Origin of the sequence: Pandoraea commovens (assembly GCF_902459615.1) — a bacterium.
In the GTDB taxonomy this organism is placed as follows: domain Bacteria; phylum Pseudomonadota; class Gammaproteobacteria; order Burkholderiales; family Burkholderiaceae; genus Pandoraea; species Pandoraea commovens.
On sequence record NZ_CABPSA010000006.1, the window covers coordinates 18,720 to 32,287 of the forward strand.

General features: G+C 64.1%; 14 protein-coding genes. 7 read left to right on the plus strand and 7 right to left on the minus strand.

All coding sequences use genetic code 11. From position 1 onward, the window contains the following. Positions 1 to 70 precede the first annotated feature (70 nt). From lptB to PCO31010_RS17290, 5 genes are all read right to left on the minus strand, one after another. Positions 71 to 841 carry an LPS export ABC transporter ATP-binding protein gene (gene lptB / locus PCO31010_RS17270; RefSeq protein WP_150665584.1) on the minus strand — a complete coding sequence of 257 codons (771 nt, stop codon included), beginning with the start codon at positions 839 to 841 and terminating at the stop codon, positions 71 to 73. Positions 842 to 866: 25 nt separating this feature from the next. Next, the gene (lptA, locus tag PCO31010_RS17275) at positions 867 to 1,565 is read right to left on the minus strand and encodes a lipopolysaccharide transport periplasmic protein LptA (RefSeq protein ID WP_150665344.1); all 699 of its coding nucleotides are present in this window, start codon (positions 1,563 to 1,565) and stop codon (positions 867 to 869) included. After that, positions 1,562 to 2,248, minus strand: a complete 687-nt coding sequence (gene lptC / locus PCO31010_RS17280; RefSeq protein ID WP_150665345.1) for an LPS export ABC transporter periplasmic protein LptC — start codon at positions 2,246 to 2,248, stop codon at positions 1,562 to 1,564. The genes lptA and lptC overlap by 4 nt, the downstream gene beginning before the upstream one ends. Positions 2,249 to 2,272: 24 nt before the next feature. Further along, a complete protein-coding gene (locus tag PCO31010_RS17285) occupies positions 2,273 to 2,758 on the minus strand; it encodes a KdsC family phosphatase (protein ID WP_246184674.1) in 486 nt (161 codons plus the stop codon). Between the two features lie 107 nt (positions 2,759 to 2,865). Continuing rightward, on the minus strand, positions 2,866 to 3,846 hold the full coding sequence (locus PCO31010_RS17290; RefSeq protein ID WP_039395525.1) for a KpsF/GutQ family sugar-phosphate isomerase: 981 nt from the start codon (positions 3,844 to 3,846) through the stop codon (positions 2,866 to 2,868). Between the two features lie 216 nt (positions 3,847 to 4,062). On the opposite strand from PCO31010_RS17290, the gene PCO31010_RS17295 reads away from it, so the two are divergent. From PCO31010_RS17295 to phnE, 7 genes are all read left to right on the plus strand, one after another. After that, a complete protein-coding gene (locus PCO31010_RS17295; RefSeq protein WP_150665347.1) occupies positions 4,063 to 6,045 on the plus strand; it encodes a monovalent cation:proton antiporter family protein in 1,983 nt (660 codons plus the stop codon). 124 nt (positions 6,046 to 6,169) lie between these two features. Then, positions 6,170 to 6,721, plus strand: coding sequence for an adenine phosphoribosyltransferase (locus PCO31010_RS17300; protein ID WP_084009576.1), 552 nt, complete (start codon positions 6,170 to 6,172; stop codon positions 6,719 to 6,721). Positions 6,722 to 6,780: 59 nt separating this feature from the next. Continuing rightward, complete coding sequence (locus tag PCO31010_RS17305; RefSeq protein ID WP_150665348.1) at positions 6,781 to 7,395, plus strand: LysE family translocator; 615 nt, start codon at positions 6,781 to 6,783, stop codon at positions 7,393 to 7,395. A 73-nt stretch (positions 7,396 to 7,468) separates the two neighbouring features. Continuing rightward, on the plus strand, positions 7,469 to 8,224 hold the full coding sequence (locus PCO31010_RS17310; RefSeq protein ID WP_039395533.1) for a DeoR/GlpR family DNA-binding transcription regulator: 756 nt from the start codon (positions 7,469 to 7,471) through the stop codon (positions 8,222 to 8,224). A gap of 554 nt (positions 8,225 to 8,778) precedes the next feature. Continuing rightward, positions 8,779 to 9,648 carry a phosphonate ABC transporter ATP-binding protein gene (gene phnC, locus PCO31010_RS17315; RefSeq protein ID WP_150665349.1) on the plus strand — a complete coding sequence of 290 codons (870 nt, stop codon included), beginning with the start codon at positions 8,779 to 8,781 and terminating at the stop codon, positions 9,646 to 9,648. A 27-nt stretch (positions 9,649 to 9,675) separates the two neighbouring features. Beyond that, positions 9,676 to 10,644, plus strand: coding sequence for a phosphonate ABC transporter substrate-binding protein (gene phnD / locus PCO31010_RS17320; protein ID WP_150665350.1), 969 nt, complete (start codon positions 9,676 to 9,678; stop codon positions 10,642 to 10,644). Positions 10,645 to 10,792: 148 nt separating this feature from the next. Next, positions 10,793 to 11,599: a phosphonate ABC transporter, permease protein PhnE gene (phnE, locus tag PCO31010_RS17325; protein WP_150665585.1), complete on the plus strand. Its 807-nt coding sequence runs from the start codon at positions 10,793 to 10,795 to the stop codon at positions 11,597 to 11,599. Positions 11,600 to 11,668: 69 nt separating this feature from the next. Here phnE and PCO31010_RS17330 read toward each other — a convergent pair whose 3' ends face one another. Together PCO31010_RS17330 and phnL are read right to left on the minus strand one after the other, a co-directional pair. Continuing rightward, entirely contained in the window at positions 11,669 to 12,814 is a 1,146-nt protein-coding gene (locus tag PCO31010_RS17330) for an alpha-D-ribose 1-methylphosphonate 5-triphosphate diphosphatase (RefSeq protein ID WP_150665351.1), read from the minus strand. 17 nt (positions 12,815 to 12,831) lie between these two features. Next, a complete protein-coding gene (gene phnL / locus PCO31010_RS17335) occupies positions 12,832 to 13,536 on the minus strand; it encodes a phosphonate C-P lyase system protein PhnL (RefSeq protein ID WP_150665586.1) in 705 nt (234 codons plus the stop codon). Positions 13,537 to 13,568: the final 32 nt, after the last annotated feature.

A 13,568-nucleotide genomic window follows, 5' to 3' on the forward strand; every position in this document is an offset into this window, starting at 1 on the left:
GGCTTTGTCACGCCAACGGAACCGTCCCTGACTCCTATCGGAGGCAGGGTTTACATGCGAAAAATCTGCTTTACATCCGGAAATTTTCGCCCAGATAGACGCGACGCACGCTTTCGTCGGCAACGATCTGGTCAGGCGTGCCGGCGGCGAGCACCGAGCCTTCGCTGATGATGTACGCGTGATCGCAGATACCCAGCGTCTCGCGCACGTTGTGGTCGGTAATCAGGACACCGATGCCTCGGTCCTTGAGAAAGCGCACGATCCGCTGAATTTCCAGCACGGCGATCGGGTCGACGCCCGCGAACGGTTCGTCGAGCAAAATAAAACGCGGCTGTGTGGCCAGGGCGCGTGCGATTTCCACGCGACGACGCTCGCCACCCGAGAGCGACATCGCCGGATTTTCGCGCAGATGGCCCACTTGAAGCTCGTCGAGCAGGGCTTCGATGCGGCGTTCGATTTCGTCGCGCTTGAGGGGTTTGCCCTGTGCATCGACCTGCAATTCGAGCACGGCGCGAATGTTGTCTTCGACCGTGAGTTTGCGGAACACCGACGCTTCCTGCGGCAGATACGAGACGCCCATGCGGGCGCGCTCGTGGATCGGCAGTTCGCTGATGAGGTTGCCATCGAGCTGGATTTCGCCATCGTCGGCAGGCACCAGTCCCACGATCATGTAGAACGACGTTGTCTTGCCCGCGCCGTTCGGGCCAAGCAGACCCACGACCTCGCCGCTCTTCACGTCGAGCGACACGTCCTTGACGACGGTACGCGCGCCGTACTGCTTCTTGAGCGAGCGCACGACGAGCGCGCTGGGCTTGCCCACCGGGGCGTTGCCCGGGTTGATGGTCGAGGCGTTGCTATTGGCAGAATTACTCACGCGGATTCCCGATGTTCTTGGAAGGCGACAGCGGCGGCAGGTCGCCCTTGGGCGCGGTGGCCGGCTTGCTGGCAGCGCCCGGTGCCTGTGCCTGCGCGCCCGTGGCGTTGCGCGGTGCGAGCGTGGCGCGCACGCGACCGTTCGGATTGTTGGGGTTGACCTGATCGGCGCCGCTGTTGGCCGTGTAGACCTCATTGTAGGTGTCGTACGTGATCACGCTGCCGTGAATCTCGTCGAGCACCTTCGTGCCACCGGCCAGCCGCTTGAGCGTGGCCTGCGTGGTGAGCGTCGCGACTTCGGTCTTGCCGTTGTAATAGATGGTCTGGCCCCAGCCGTCGATGTACTCATCCATGCCGTCGCGTTTCTGACGCATGTAGGCGAGCGGGCCGCCCGGCTTGTAGTAAGCGGTGGCGTACTGATAGCCCTCCGGATCCTGAGTCACTTCGACGCGATCGGCCTTCAGGAGAATCGTCCCCTTGGTCATCGTCACGTTGCCGGTGAAGATGTTGACCTGCTTGAGGTCGTCATAGCTCATGTGGTCCGACTCGATATTGAGCGGCTTGTCGCGGTCGGCGCGTTCGGCGTGGGCCAGCGGTGCAGCCAGTGCGCCAAGAACGGCGAAGGCGGCGGCCAGCGCGCGAAGCGCACGCAGCGATACAGAGGCGGGTCGCAGTGAAAGGCGATCGGTCATGGGGTCTTGGGGCCCTGTGGAGTCTGAGATGGCGCGCGTGGAGCGGTCGGCTTAACAGGCAGTGTGGACTGGCCTGACGGCGGCGGGCGCTTGGCGCCCAGTTCCGCCGGCTGGATCGTGCCGTGAACATTGCCGAGCAATTGTACGGCGCGCGAGATGTTATTGAAAATCATGCCGTCGCCATACATCACGGACGACCCGCGGAACAGCTGCACCGGCTTCTCGGTGCGCACGATGTCTTCGTTCACGAGCACCTGGAAGTGCTCGGACAGGGCACGCATTTCGGGATCGCGCGGCCCCGGCTGACGCACCACGACCGCGTCGTCGTACAGATCGACGATCGACATATCGGCGTTGAGCGTGCCACGCTTGCTCGTGGCGGTGACTTCGGGCTGATCCGGCGTGAAGGCGCGCACGGCGGGCATCGTCATGGCCGTGGTCTGATCGTCTTCGAAGTGCGTCATGTGGACGGCGTTGACGCGGTACTGCGTCACCCCGTTGGGCGCGAGCATGGAAATCACCATGTCGTCGGCGTAGTAATCGGGGATGTGCTGCTTCACGTACGGCGCGCGGTCGGCGTCGGACGGCAGCGTGCGCTGAACGAGCCAGTACGTGCCGGCGGCAAGGCTTGCCAGGACGGCAATCGCGATCAGCGAAGCGGGCGAGACGCGTTGGATGGCCATGAGTGGATCGACTCTCCCGGCGCGTCAGGCGATGGCTTCGGCGAGCAGGGCGTCGTAACGCCCCTGCGCGCGCAAGATGAAGTCGCACAACTCGCGTGCAGCCCCTTCGCCGCCGCGCGTACTCGCGATCCAGTGACAGCGTGCCTTCACTTCGACATGCGCATTGGCCGGGCAGGCGGCGAAGCCTACACGCGTGAGCACGGGCAGGTCGGGCCAGTCGTCGCCGATATGTCCGCAGACGTCGGCCGTCACGCCCACTTTGGCGCACAGGTCTTCAAACGCGGCGCGCTTGTCGTGCACGCCCTGATAGACGTGTGCGACACGTAGATCCGCGGCGCGTTTGGCGACGATATCCGACTGGCGTCCCGTGATGATGGCGGTGACGATGCCGGCTTCGCTGAGCAACTTCAGGCCGTGACCGTCGAGCGAGTCGAAGGTCTTGATGACTTCGCCTGTCGGGCCGTAGCGCAGGCCGCCATCGGTCAGCACGCCGTCGACGTCGAACACCATGACGCGCAGACGCGCCGCGCGTTGCGTGGCAGCGGCGACATCGAACTGAGCGATGCCCGAAGTATTGGCGGGATTCGGTTGACTCGTTTGACTCATTGGCAGAAAACTCACACGACCTTGGCGGCGAACAGGTCGTGGACGTTCAGGGCGCCGACAAGGCGGCCGTTTTCCGTCACGAGCAACTGCATGATGCCGAAGCGTTCCATCAGTTCGGCGGCTTCTGCGGCGAGCTTGTCCGGATCGATGGTGCGCGGATCGGCCTTCATGACGTCGGCCAGCTTCAACGAGGTGAAATCGAGTGTACGCTTGAACAAACGACGCAAGTCGCCGTCCGTGAAGATACCGACGACGCGATCGTCGGCATCCACGATGGCGGTCATGCCGAGACCCTTGGCGGTCATCTCGATCAGGGCGTCGGAGAGATTGGCGTCGGAGCGCACGCGCGGCACGGCGTCGCCGGTGCGCATGACATCGCGCACGAAGGTCAGCAACCGACGGCCCAGCGCGCCACCCGGATGCGAGCGGGCGAAGTCTTCCGCGCCGAAGCCGCGTGCGTCGAGCAGCGTGACGGCGAGCGCGTCGCCGAGGGCGAGGGCGGCTGTGGTGCTGGCGGTGGGCGCGAGGCCCAGCGGGCAGGCTTCTTTCTCGACGTGCGCGTCGAGATGCACGTCGGACAGACGGCCAAGGCTCGATGCGGCGTTGCCGGTCATGGCGATGAGCTTCGCGCCAATGCGCTTGATCATCGGCAGGATGCTGACGAGCTCACCCGTTTCGCCGGAGTTGGACAGGGCGACGACGACGTCGTCGGCCGTGATCATGCCCAAATCGCCGTGGCTGGCTTCTGCGGGGTGAACGAAGAATGCGGGAGTGCCGGTGCTGGCGAACGTGGCAGCGAGTTTGCGGCCGATGTGGCCGGACTTGCCCATCCCGGTGACGACGACGCGCCCACGGCAGGCAAGCAGCAGCGAGACCGCTTCGAAGAAGCTGTCGTCGAGGTGCGCGGACACGCGTTCGATGGCGTCGGCTTCAGTGCGCAACACCTCCCGGGCGACCTCTAGTGCCCGGCCTGGATTGATTTTCGCTATCATGCGCGGAGTATATCAAAACGGACGTGGCGTCGAAGGACAGCCGCGCCACGTCTGGCCCTGCGCCCCGCCCAGCGCCATTCGGGACATCGCCCGAACCGGTCCGGTTTCCTCTCCCGTGGCCGCCGTCCGGACGTACGCTGGCACGGCCCTTGCATGACATTGGCAAGACAACGCACCCCGCTCACCCGGATTCACTCAGGAAACCGACCCTAGCTGATGGCATCGCCGCTCGAACTCACTCTCGTATTGTTATTTGCCGCCTGCGTCGGGGTGGTGCTGTTTCGCATGCTCCATCTGCCGCCGATGCTGGGCTATCTCAGCGTGGGCATCGTCATCGGCCCGCATGCGCTGGGGCTGGCCGCCGATTCGCAGCGTGTGCAATACCTCGCGGAGTTCGGCGTCGTCTTCCTGATGTTCTCCATCGGCATCGAATTCTCATTGCCCAAGCTAAAGAGCATGAGAAGAGTGGTGCTCGGACTCGGCGTTTCACAGGTTCTCGGGACGTTGCTCGTCGCCGTCGGACTGGGCGCACTCGTCAACCTGTTCTGGTCGTTCTCATGGCAGGCCTCGGTGGCGCTGGGCGGCGCGCTCGCCATGTCCTCGACGGCCATCGTCACCAAGATGCTCGCCGAGCGGCTTGAACTGGAGACGGAGCACGGCCGCAACATCATGGGCGTGCTGCTGTTCCAGGATCTGGCCGTGGTGCCGTTGCTGATCGTGATCTCCGCGCTCGGCGGCAACTCGAAGGCGCTGGTGCTCGCCCTCTCGCTGGCGGCGCTCAAGATCACCGGCGCACTGGCGTTGCTCCTCTGGATTGGGCAAAAACTCGTTGGACGCTGGTTCCACATCGTGGCCGCGCGTCGCTCGCAAGAGCTCTTCATGCTCAACCTGCTGTTGCTCACGCTGGGGCTGGCCTACATCACCGAGCATCTCGGGCTGTCGATGGCGTTGGGCGCGTTCATTGCGGGCATGCTGATTGCCGAGACGCCGTTTCGCCATCAGGTGGAAGACGACATCAAGCCGTTTCGCGACGTGCTGCTCGGCCTGTTCTTCATCACGACCGGCATGCTGCTCAATCCGGGCATCGTACTCAAGCAGCCGTTGCTCGTGCTGTTGTTCTTCATCGGTCCGCTGATCGTCAAATTCACGCTCATCGCAGGGCTGGCGCGTCTGTTCGGCAGCCCGCCGGGCACGGCAATCCGCACCGGGCTGGGGCTGGCGCAGGCGGGCGAATTCGGCTTCGTGCTGCTCAATCTTGTGATCGACCGGAGTCTGCTCGACCCGTCGCTGTCGCAGGCGGTACTCGCCGGGATGTTGCTCTCGATGCTGTGCGCGCCGTTCCTCATCATCAACGCCGACCGCATTGCGCTGCGCTTCGTCGCCAACGAATGGATGATGCAGTCGTTGCAGATGACGAAGATTGCGACGCAGAGCATCAAGACGTCGGGGCACGTGATCATCTGCGGTTACGGCCGATGCGGTCAGAACCTGGCGCGCATGCTGGAGCAGGAGGGGATCGGCTACGTGGCGCTCGACCTCGACCCCGACCGCGTGATGGAGGCCGCCAGTTCCGGCGAGACCGTAGTGTTCGGCGACGCGGCCCGGCGCGAAGCGCTCGTCGCGGCGGGGATTCACCGGGCGGCGGGGATTGTGGTGACGTACGACAGCACGCCGGCGGCGCTCAAGGTGCTCGCGCAGGTGCAGGCATTGGAGCCGACGCTGCCCGTGGTTGTTCGCACGGTCGACGATACGCATATCGACGACCTCATCGCCGCCGGGGCCACCGAAGTCGTTCCGGAAATCGTGGAGGGGAGCCTGATGCTCGCCTCGCACGCGCTGGTGCTCATGGGCGTGCCGATGCGCCGGGTGTTGCGTCGGGTGGCGCAGGCGCGTAACGAGCGCTACAGCCTGTTGCGCGGCTACTTTCACGGGCTGGACGACGAAGACGAAGGCGGCGAGCGCGAGCAGGTGCGCCTGCAATCGGTGCCCCTCACGCTCAACGCGGCGGCCGTCGGCCGCACGCTCGGCGAGCTTCGGCTGGACAAACTCGGGGTGACGGTGACGGCGATCCGCCGCCACGGCATTCGCGGCGTGGAGCCGGTGGCGGAGACGCGTCTGATGGCCGAAGACATCGTGGTGTTGCGCGGCCTGCCCGACAAGCTAGTGGCAGCGGAGACGCGGTTGCTGGGACACGATTAGGGCGGCAACCCGGGACGCCGACCCGGGACGCCAAATCGGGCGGAAAGTCGGACCGTCACAGGGAGGCCGGGCCTTTTTGGCATAATGTGGCGTGTTCCCTATCAGTACCGAAAGAAGGATCCCCGTGCAGATCGACGAGTCCCCTGCCGCCTATATCAAAAGCCAGATCCGCACCGTGCCGGACTGGCCCGCACCCGGCGTGCAGTTCCGCGACATCACCCCGTTGCTCAAGAACCCGCGCACCTTGCGGGTGCTCATCGATGTGTTCGTACATCGCTACATGGCGCAACGCCCCGACTATATTGCGGGTCTCGATGCGCGTGGCTTCATTCTCGGCTCGATCCTCGCGTACGAGCTGAACATCGGATTCATCCCCATTCGCAAGAAGGGCAAGCTGCCCTATCAGACGGTCGCCGAAGAGTACGAGCTGGAATACGGCAGCGCGACCGTAGAGATTCACGCCGACGCCTGCGGTCCCGGCGACCGCGTGCTGCTGATCGACGATCTGGTGGCCACGGGCGGCACGATGCTTGCCGGTAAGAAGTTGCTGGAGCGCCTCGGCGCGACGGTCATCGAGGGGGCGGCCATCGTCGACCTGCCGGAGCTGGGCGGATCGAAGCTGATTCGCGATGCCGGGCTGGATCTCTTCCTGCTGTGCTCGTTCGAAGGGCACTAAGCGTACTGAGCGCACTGCGCGCACCGAACAATTTCTGACCTTCCGACCCGGACGCACCGATGCCCAATCTCTGGCTGTTCCTGCTGACCTCGGTGGCTATCACGCTTGCGCCCGGGCCCGACAACATGCAGGTCATCGCGCGCGGTATTGCGCAGGGCCGCCGCGCGGGACTGGCCGCTGCGGCCGGTTTCACCTTCGGCTGCCTTTTCCACACGACGATTGCCGCAGTGGGCCTCGCGGCCGTGCTGCGCTCGTCGCCGTGGGCGTTCGAGACGATCAAGCTGCTCGGTGCGGCCTATCTCATCTGGATCGGCATCAAGGCGCTGCGCGCGCGCGGTGCACTGACGCTGGCGAACGACACTGAGCCGCAGTCGCTCGGTGCCGTCTTCCGTCAGAGCGTGTTCGCGAACATGCTCAACCCGAAGGTCACGCTGTTCTTCCTCGTATTCCTGCCGCAATTCGTGAGCGCCGACGCCGCTCATCCGGGCTGGCAGATGGGGCTGCTCGGCCTCGTGTTCATGGCGCAGACCATCGTCGTGTTCAGCGTCTACGGCTGGTTCGCGGGCGTGCTGGGGACGTGGCTCAAGCGTCGTCCGGGGGCGGGGCGCTGGCTCGACCGCGTGGCCGGCGCGATCTTCATCGGTCTGGGATTGCGTGTCGCGTTACAGGGGTAATGCACGACACGTGACGTTCCCGTTTTCGTGGACGTCGTCCCGTCATTCGTAGTCCAACTGATATTGCTCGATCATGCTTGCCGAACAACGCCAACAATACGTGCTCGAACAACTTGCCAAGACCGGGGCGCTGGCGATCAGCGATCTGGTGCGGGAGCTGGGTGTGTCGCGCGAGACCGTGCGACGCGACCTCAACACGCTCGCCGCGCGCGGTCTGCTGCTCATGACCCACGGCGGTGCGCTGGCCGCCGACCGGAGTGAGCCCGACTGGACGCTGCGTGAGAACGTCAACGCCGTGGGCAAGCGCGCCATCGGCGTGCGCGCCGCGGAGCTGGTGCCCGACGGCGCGTCGGTCATCATCGACTACGGCACGACCACGCGCGCTGTCGCACAGGCGCTGCTCTCCAAACACCGTCTTCGCATCTACACCAACGACTGGCAGATCGCGCGCCTGCTCGGACGCCATCACGACAACCGCGTGACGCTGCTCGGCGGTGAGTTGCAGGACAACGAAGACGCCGTGCAGGGCTGGGACGCCATCAACCAGATTTCGCAATATCACGCCGACTTCGCATTCATCGGTGTGGGCGGCGTGACGGAAGACGGCGGGATCACCGATTTCAACCGCGCTGCGGCCGAACTGCGCGCGCGCATGCTGCTGTGTGCGAATGTGTCGGCCGTCGTCGCAGACCACACCAAGTTCGGTCGCGTGACGCCCGTGCGCATCCGTCACTTCGAAGCGGCCCGCTATCTCATCAGCGACGCTGCCCCGCACAAGAGCATGCTGGCCCAGCTTCGCGCGCGCGGCCCGGAATTGCTCATCGCCTGACGACGACCGGTCCGTTCGGGACCGGTCTTCTTTCTCTCTCGTCCCATTACTCAGTCGCACATCGCAGCGCCTGCTTGCACACGTGTGCCTTAGGTCGCCACAGCACGCCACACGTCGCCACGACGCGTTTCGCTCCCTGAAAATCTTTCCCGCCAAACACGCCGCGAGGGGCTTGTCGCACGGCCCTATGCGGTGGTTTTTCCTGTCGATACGTGTTCGTCAGGATGCCAAAAATATGTAGACAAAGTTGGCGAATGGGAGCGGCGACGCCCCCGCATCATGTCACCCTTCCTGACGTAGTCAGCTTTTCTCCGACGCGTTACATCACCCCGAAAACGTTGCCAAACCATTGAACACATAAGGGTTTTGGCTGGGCGAAAAAAAGCTGATCGATTGTCACTGTCTTGTCATCCGGGCTTTTTAGACTGCGTTCACTTTTGGCACAAATTGCCACAAAACAGCTAGTCGAGCGATGCGAGCGACAACGCCTCAAGGAGGACGTCGCAAGTCACAGAGCATCGGGGCCGACCGGCGAACTGACTCACAGGTGAACCGTGGACGAAGCGATTCGAATCGAGCGACTGACCAAGACCTTCGGGAGCCGCCGTGCGCTCGACGAAGTGGCGCTCAAAGTCATGCCGGGCGAAATGATCGCCCTGATCGGGGCCTCCGGCTCGGGCAAGTCGACGCTGATGCGTCACATCGCGGGCTTCGTACCTGCCGACCAGCAGCCGGGCAGCATCGAAATTATGGGTCGTCCGATCCAGCGCGACGGCCGCATCGTGCGCGAAGTGCGTCAGATTCGCCGTGACATCGGCTTCGTCTTTCAGCAATTCAATCTGGTGGGCCGCCTGCCGGTCATCACCAACGTACTCACGGGGCTGCTGGCTCGCGTGCCGCTGTGGCGCAGTCTGATGTTCCGCTTTACGACCGCTGAGCGTCAGGCTGCCCTTACGGCACTGGCAGAAGTCGGCATCGCCGACTTTGCCTTCCAGCGCGCCAGCACGCTCTCGGGCGGTCAGCAACAGCGCGCGGCACTCGCACGCACGCTCGTGCAGGGCGCCAAGATCATTCTCGCGGACGAGCCGATTGCGTCGCTCGATCCGGAGTCGGCGCGCAAGGTCATGGACATGCTCGCGCGCATGAACCGCGATCACAAGCTGACGGTCGTCGTTTCGCTGCACCAGGTGGACGTTGCCATGCGCTACTGCGTGCGCACCGTGGCGCTGCATCAGGGCCGCGTGGTGTACGACGGCCCGTCCTCGGCGCTCACGCCGGACCTGCTGCGCCGTCTGTACGGCGTGCAAGCGGGCGAACTGCTCAACGAAAGCTCGGAAGATTCCGAAGCCTCGGCAACTGGCGAAGCGAAGCCGGCCGACGCGCAAGCCCCATTCCTCACCTCGATGTCCCTAAGCCTCACTTAAGTCCTATCTGACCAGGAGCTTGCTCTCATGAAACTGTGGAAAACCCTGCTGGCCGGCGCGGCCATGTTCGCCTCGGTAGCGGCGGCAAACGCGCAGGAAATCAACTTCGGCATCATCTCGACGGATTCCAGCGCAGCCCTGCGCCAACGCTGGCAGCCGCTGATCGACGATATGGAGAAGCAAACGGGCATCAAGGTGACCCCGTTCTTCGCCACCGACTACGCCGGTGTAATCGAAGGCATGCGCTTCAACAAGGTGCAGCTCGCATGGATGGGCAACAAGGGCGCGATGGAAGCCGTTGACCGTTCGCAAGGCGAGGTCTTCGCCAAGATCATGTATGCCGACCGCACCGAGGGCTACTACTCGCTGCTGATCTCGAACGCGTCGAGCCCGTACAAGACGCTCGACGACGTGATCAAGAACGGCAAGAAGATCAACTTCGGTCTGGGCGATCCGACGTCGACGTCGGGCACGCTGGTGCCGGGCTACTACGTGTTCGCGAAGAACAACATCGACCCGCGCACGTACTTCAAGACGGCGCGTAGCTCGAACCACGGCGCAAACCTGATGGCAGTGATCAACAATCAGGTCGACGTTGCGACGAACAACACCGAAGAGCTCAACAAGCTCGAAGCCACGCAGCCGGAGAAGGCCAAGCTGGTGCACGTGATCTGGAAGTCGCCGCTGATTCCGTCGGATCCGCTGCTGTGGCGCAAGGACCTGCCGGACGGCACGAAGAAGAAGATCCGCGATTTCTTCCTCTCTTACGGCAAGGACGCGCACGAGAAGGAAGTGCTGAAGAACATCTACAACTACGGCGGTTTCCGCGCGTCGTCGGATGCTCAGCTGCTGCCGATCCGTCAGCTCGAACTGTTCAAGCAGAAGGTGCAGCTTGAGTCGGACGCCAACATCGACGCCGCCAAGAAGAAGACGCAACTCGCCGACCTCGACGGCAAGCTGGCAGCGCTCGACAAAGAGCTGAACAAGACGAAGTAAGCCGGAAGAAGTCAGCAGGAAGAAGTCAGCGGGAAGAAGTCAGCAAGACGATTCAAGTGATGGCGAACCCGATGTCGGGTTCGCCATCTTCTCCGTCATACGAAATTCGCCGGTGGCAGCCGCGCCGGTACGACACGTGGTACTCGACATGAACACCAGCGCATCAATCACTGCCAATGGCCGCCTGCCGGGCGAGCCGCCCAAGCGTTCTTGGCTGTCCCTGATCAGTTGGGGCATCTTCTTTCTGGTCCTGGTGTGGTCGTGGAGCGGCGCCGACATGCGTCCGCTCGATCTGATTCGCGATTCCGGCAACATGAGCCAGTTCGCGCACGATTTCTTCCCGCCCGACTTCCGCGACTGGCGGGTGTACGTCAACGAGATGCTCGTAACGATTCACATCGCAGTGTGGGGGACGGTACTCGCTGTCGTCTGCTCGATTCCGATGGGTTTGCTCTCGGCGTCGAACATGGTGCCGGCGTGGGTGTATCAGCCGGTGCGTCGCGTGATGGACGCATGCCGCGCGATTAACGAAATGGTTTTCGCGATGCTCTTCATCGTGGCGGTGGGCCTCGGCCCCTTCGCCGGTGTGCTCGCGCTGTGGGTGCACACGACGGGCACGCTCTCGAAGCTGTTCGCCGAGGCGGTCGAAGCGATCGACCCGCGTCCGGTGGAAGGCGTGCGCGCGACGGGCGCTCGCGCCATCGATGAAATCCTGTACGGCGTGCTGCCGCAGGTCATGCCGCTGTGGATCTCGTACACGCTGTACCGCTTCGAGTCGAACGTGCGTTCGGCGTCGGTGGTCGGGATGGTGGGCGCAGGCGGCATCGGTGTGGTGCTCTACGAAGTCATTCGCAGCTTCCAGTACGCCCAGACGTGCGCGGTGATGGTGATCATGGTGATCGTGGTGACGTGTATCGACGTCTTCTCGGCCCGCGTGCGCAAGATGGTGATCTGACGTAGCGATCGTCACACAAAGAAAAAGGCCGCGTCAGCGGCCTTTCTCAATGGTGCAACCGATTCGCCATCAAGCGATCCGCTGCCCCACCATATACGTCTCACGCGGAATCGGCGGCATGCCGGGGCGCACGGCCACGCGCACCATATCGGCACGCAGGCCCGGCTTGATGCCGCCGCGATCCGTGAGACCTGCCGACTGCGCCGGATTCCACGACACCGTGCGCATGGCCTTTGAGAGCGTCCAGCCGCAGTCGGCGTGATCGTTGTGCAACTGGAATGCCGCTTGCAGCAAACTCGCCGGGACATAGTCCGACGACAGAATGTCGAGCACATCTTCACGTGCCAATTCTGCCGCCGCCACATTGCCCGAGTGCGAACCGCCACGCACCACGTTCGGTGCCCCCATGATCACGCCAATCGACTTGTCGTGCGCAGCACGCGCGGCGACCAGCGTCGTCGGAAATTCCGACAACGCCACACCGTCGCGCTGCGCTTCTTCCACGTGTTCGAGCGAGGTGTCGTCGTGGCTCGCGAGCGGCAGGCCGCGCGCACGGCTCATCTCCACGATGGAGCGGCGATGCGGAATCGCATACCTCTGCTGCTGCGCACGCAGATCGGCCAGCATTGCTTCCCACTGCGCGTCCGGCACCTTGCCGTTGCGCTCGTGATACTGACGGTGCAGCACCGGGTCGTGCCACTGACGCTGACCCGGCGTGTGATCCATCACCGACACGAGACGCAGCAGCGGGTGGTCGCACATGTCGGCGAACGTGTCGGCCGCGTCCTGCGTCGCGATTTCGCAACGCAGATGCAGGAAGTGGTCCGCACGGAACAGCCCCGCTTCGATGGTGTCGAGCAGTGCCTGACCGCACTCGGCCTGCAGCTTGCGGCTGCGCAGTCCCGAAGCGTCGCGCTCGCCGATCACCAGCGAGTCGAACACCGTCGTGATACCGGCGGCGGCGACCTGAGCGTCGTGAATCGCAAACGCGGCGTGCGTGTTCCAGTACACGCCGGGGCGTGGCGCGAGGTGCTTCTCCAGATTGTCGGTGTGCAACTCGACAAGCCCCGGCACCAGATAATCGCCTTCCCAGTCGACGGCTTCGGCGGACTGCGTCGTCCCTTCCTCCACCGCGTGGATGAGACCCTCGCGGACCTCGACCACGCCGGTGAAGGTCGTGTCGGGCGTGACGATGCGAGCGTTCTTGATAAGCATGGACAGACTCCGGGGGATCAATGTGCGGGACGAAGCACCGGACGCATGGCGAGCGTTCGCGTCGCCACTTCGTCGCGGGTCGCCTCGTCGTGGAAGATGCCCACGATGGCGCTCCCCGCTGCACGGGCTTCGGTAATCAGTTGCGAGACCACGGCGCGGTTCTGTGCGTCGAGCGACGCCGTCGGCTCGTCGAGCAGCAGCACTGGCGCGGCGGCGATCAGCCCGCGCGCGATGTTGATGCGCTGCTGTTCGCCGCCGGAGAACGTCGCCGGGGCGAGCGACCAGAGACGCTCGGGGATGTTCAGGCGCGCGAGCAGATCGCGCGCACGACCGGCTGCGTCGGCGTCGCCGTGACCCAGACGTTGCAGCGGCTCCGCCACGATGTCGAGCGTGGTGACGCGCGGAATCACACGCAGAAACTGGCTGACGTAGCCGAGCGTGGTGCGTCGTACGGAGAGCACTTCGCGGGCGGTGGCGGTCGTCAGATCCACCCAGTGTTCGCCCTGACCGGCATCGTGACGGATCTCGATGCGGCCTTCGCCCGCGAGGTAGTTGCCGTACAGACAACGCAGCAGCGTGCTCTTGCCTGAGCCCGAGGGACCGACGAGCGCTACGCATTCGCCGCGTCGCACCGTGAGGTCGACACCTTCGAGTGCCGGAATCGCTGCGCCGCCTTGCGCGTGCAGACGGAAAGTCTTGTGCAGACCTTGTGCGCGCAGCATGACGTCGTCTTCGCGCGTGCCCAACGTAAGTG

Coding starts and splice junctions, on each gene's coding strand:
- PCO31010_RS17305 (WP_150665348.1), top strand. CDS start 6,781: ATGCCCAATCTCTGGCTGTTCCTGCTGACCTCGGTGGCTATCACGCTT.
- PCO31010_RS17330 (WP_150665351.1), bottom strand. CDS start 12,814: ATGCTTATCAAGAACGCTCGCATCGTCACGCCCGACACGACCTTCACC.
- phnD (WP_150665350.1), top strand. CDS start 9,676: ATGAAACTGTGGAAAACCCTGCTGGCCGGCGCGGCCATGTTCGCCTCG.
- PCO31010_RS17310 (WP_039395533.1), top strand. CDS start 7,469: ATGCTTGCCGAACAACGCCAACAATACGTGCTCGAACAACTTGCCAAG.
- PCO31010_RS17285 (WP_246184674.1), bottom strand. CDS start 2,758: ATGGTGTTCGACGTCGACGGCGTGCTGACCGATGGCGGCCTGCGCTAC.
- lptA (WP_150665344.1), bottom strand. CDS start 1,565: ATGACCGATCGCCTTTCACTGCGACCCGCCTCTGTATCGCTGCGTGCG.
- phnL (WP_150665586.1), bottom strand. CDS start 13,536: ATGCTGCGCGCACAAGGTCTGCACAAGACTTTCCGTCTGCACGCGCAA.
- phnE (WP_150665585.1), top strand. CDS start 10,793: ATGAACACCAGCGCATCAATCACTGCCAATGGCCGCCTGCCGGGCGAG.
- PCO31010_RS17295 (WP_150665347.1), top strand. CDS start 4,063: ATGGCATCGCCGCTCGAACTCACTCTCGTATTGTTATTTGCCGCCTGC.
- PCO31010_RS17290 (WP_039395525.1), bottom strand. CDS start 3,846: ATGATAGCGAAAATCAATCCAGGCCGGGCACTAGAGGTCGCCCGGGAG.
- lptC (WP_150665345.1), bottom strand. CDS start 2,248: ATGGCCATCCAACGCGTCTCGCCCGCTTCGCTGATCGCGATTGCCGTC.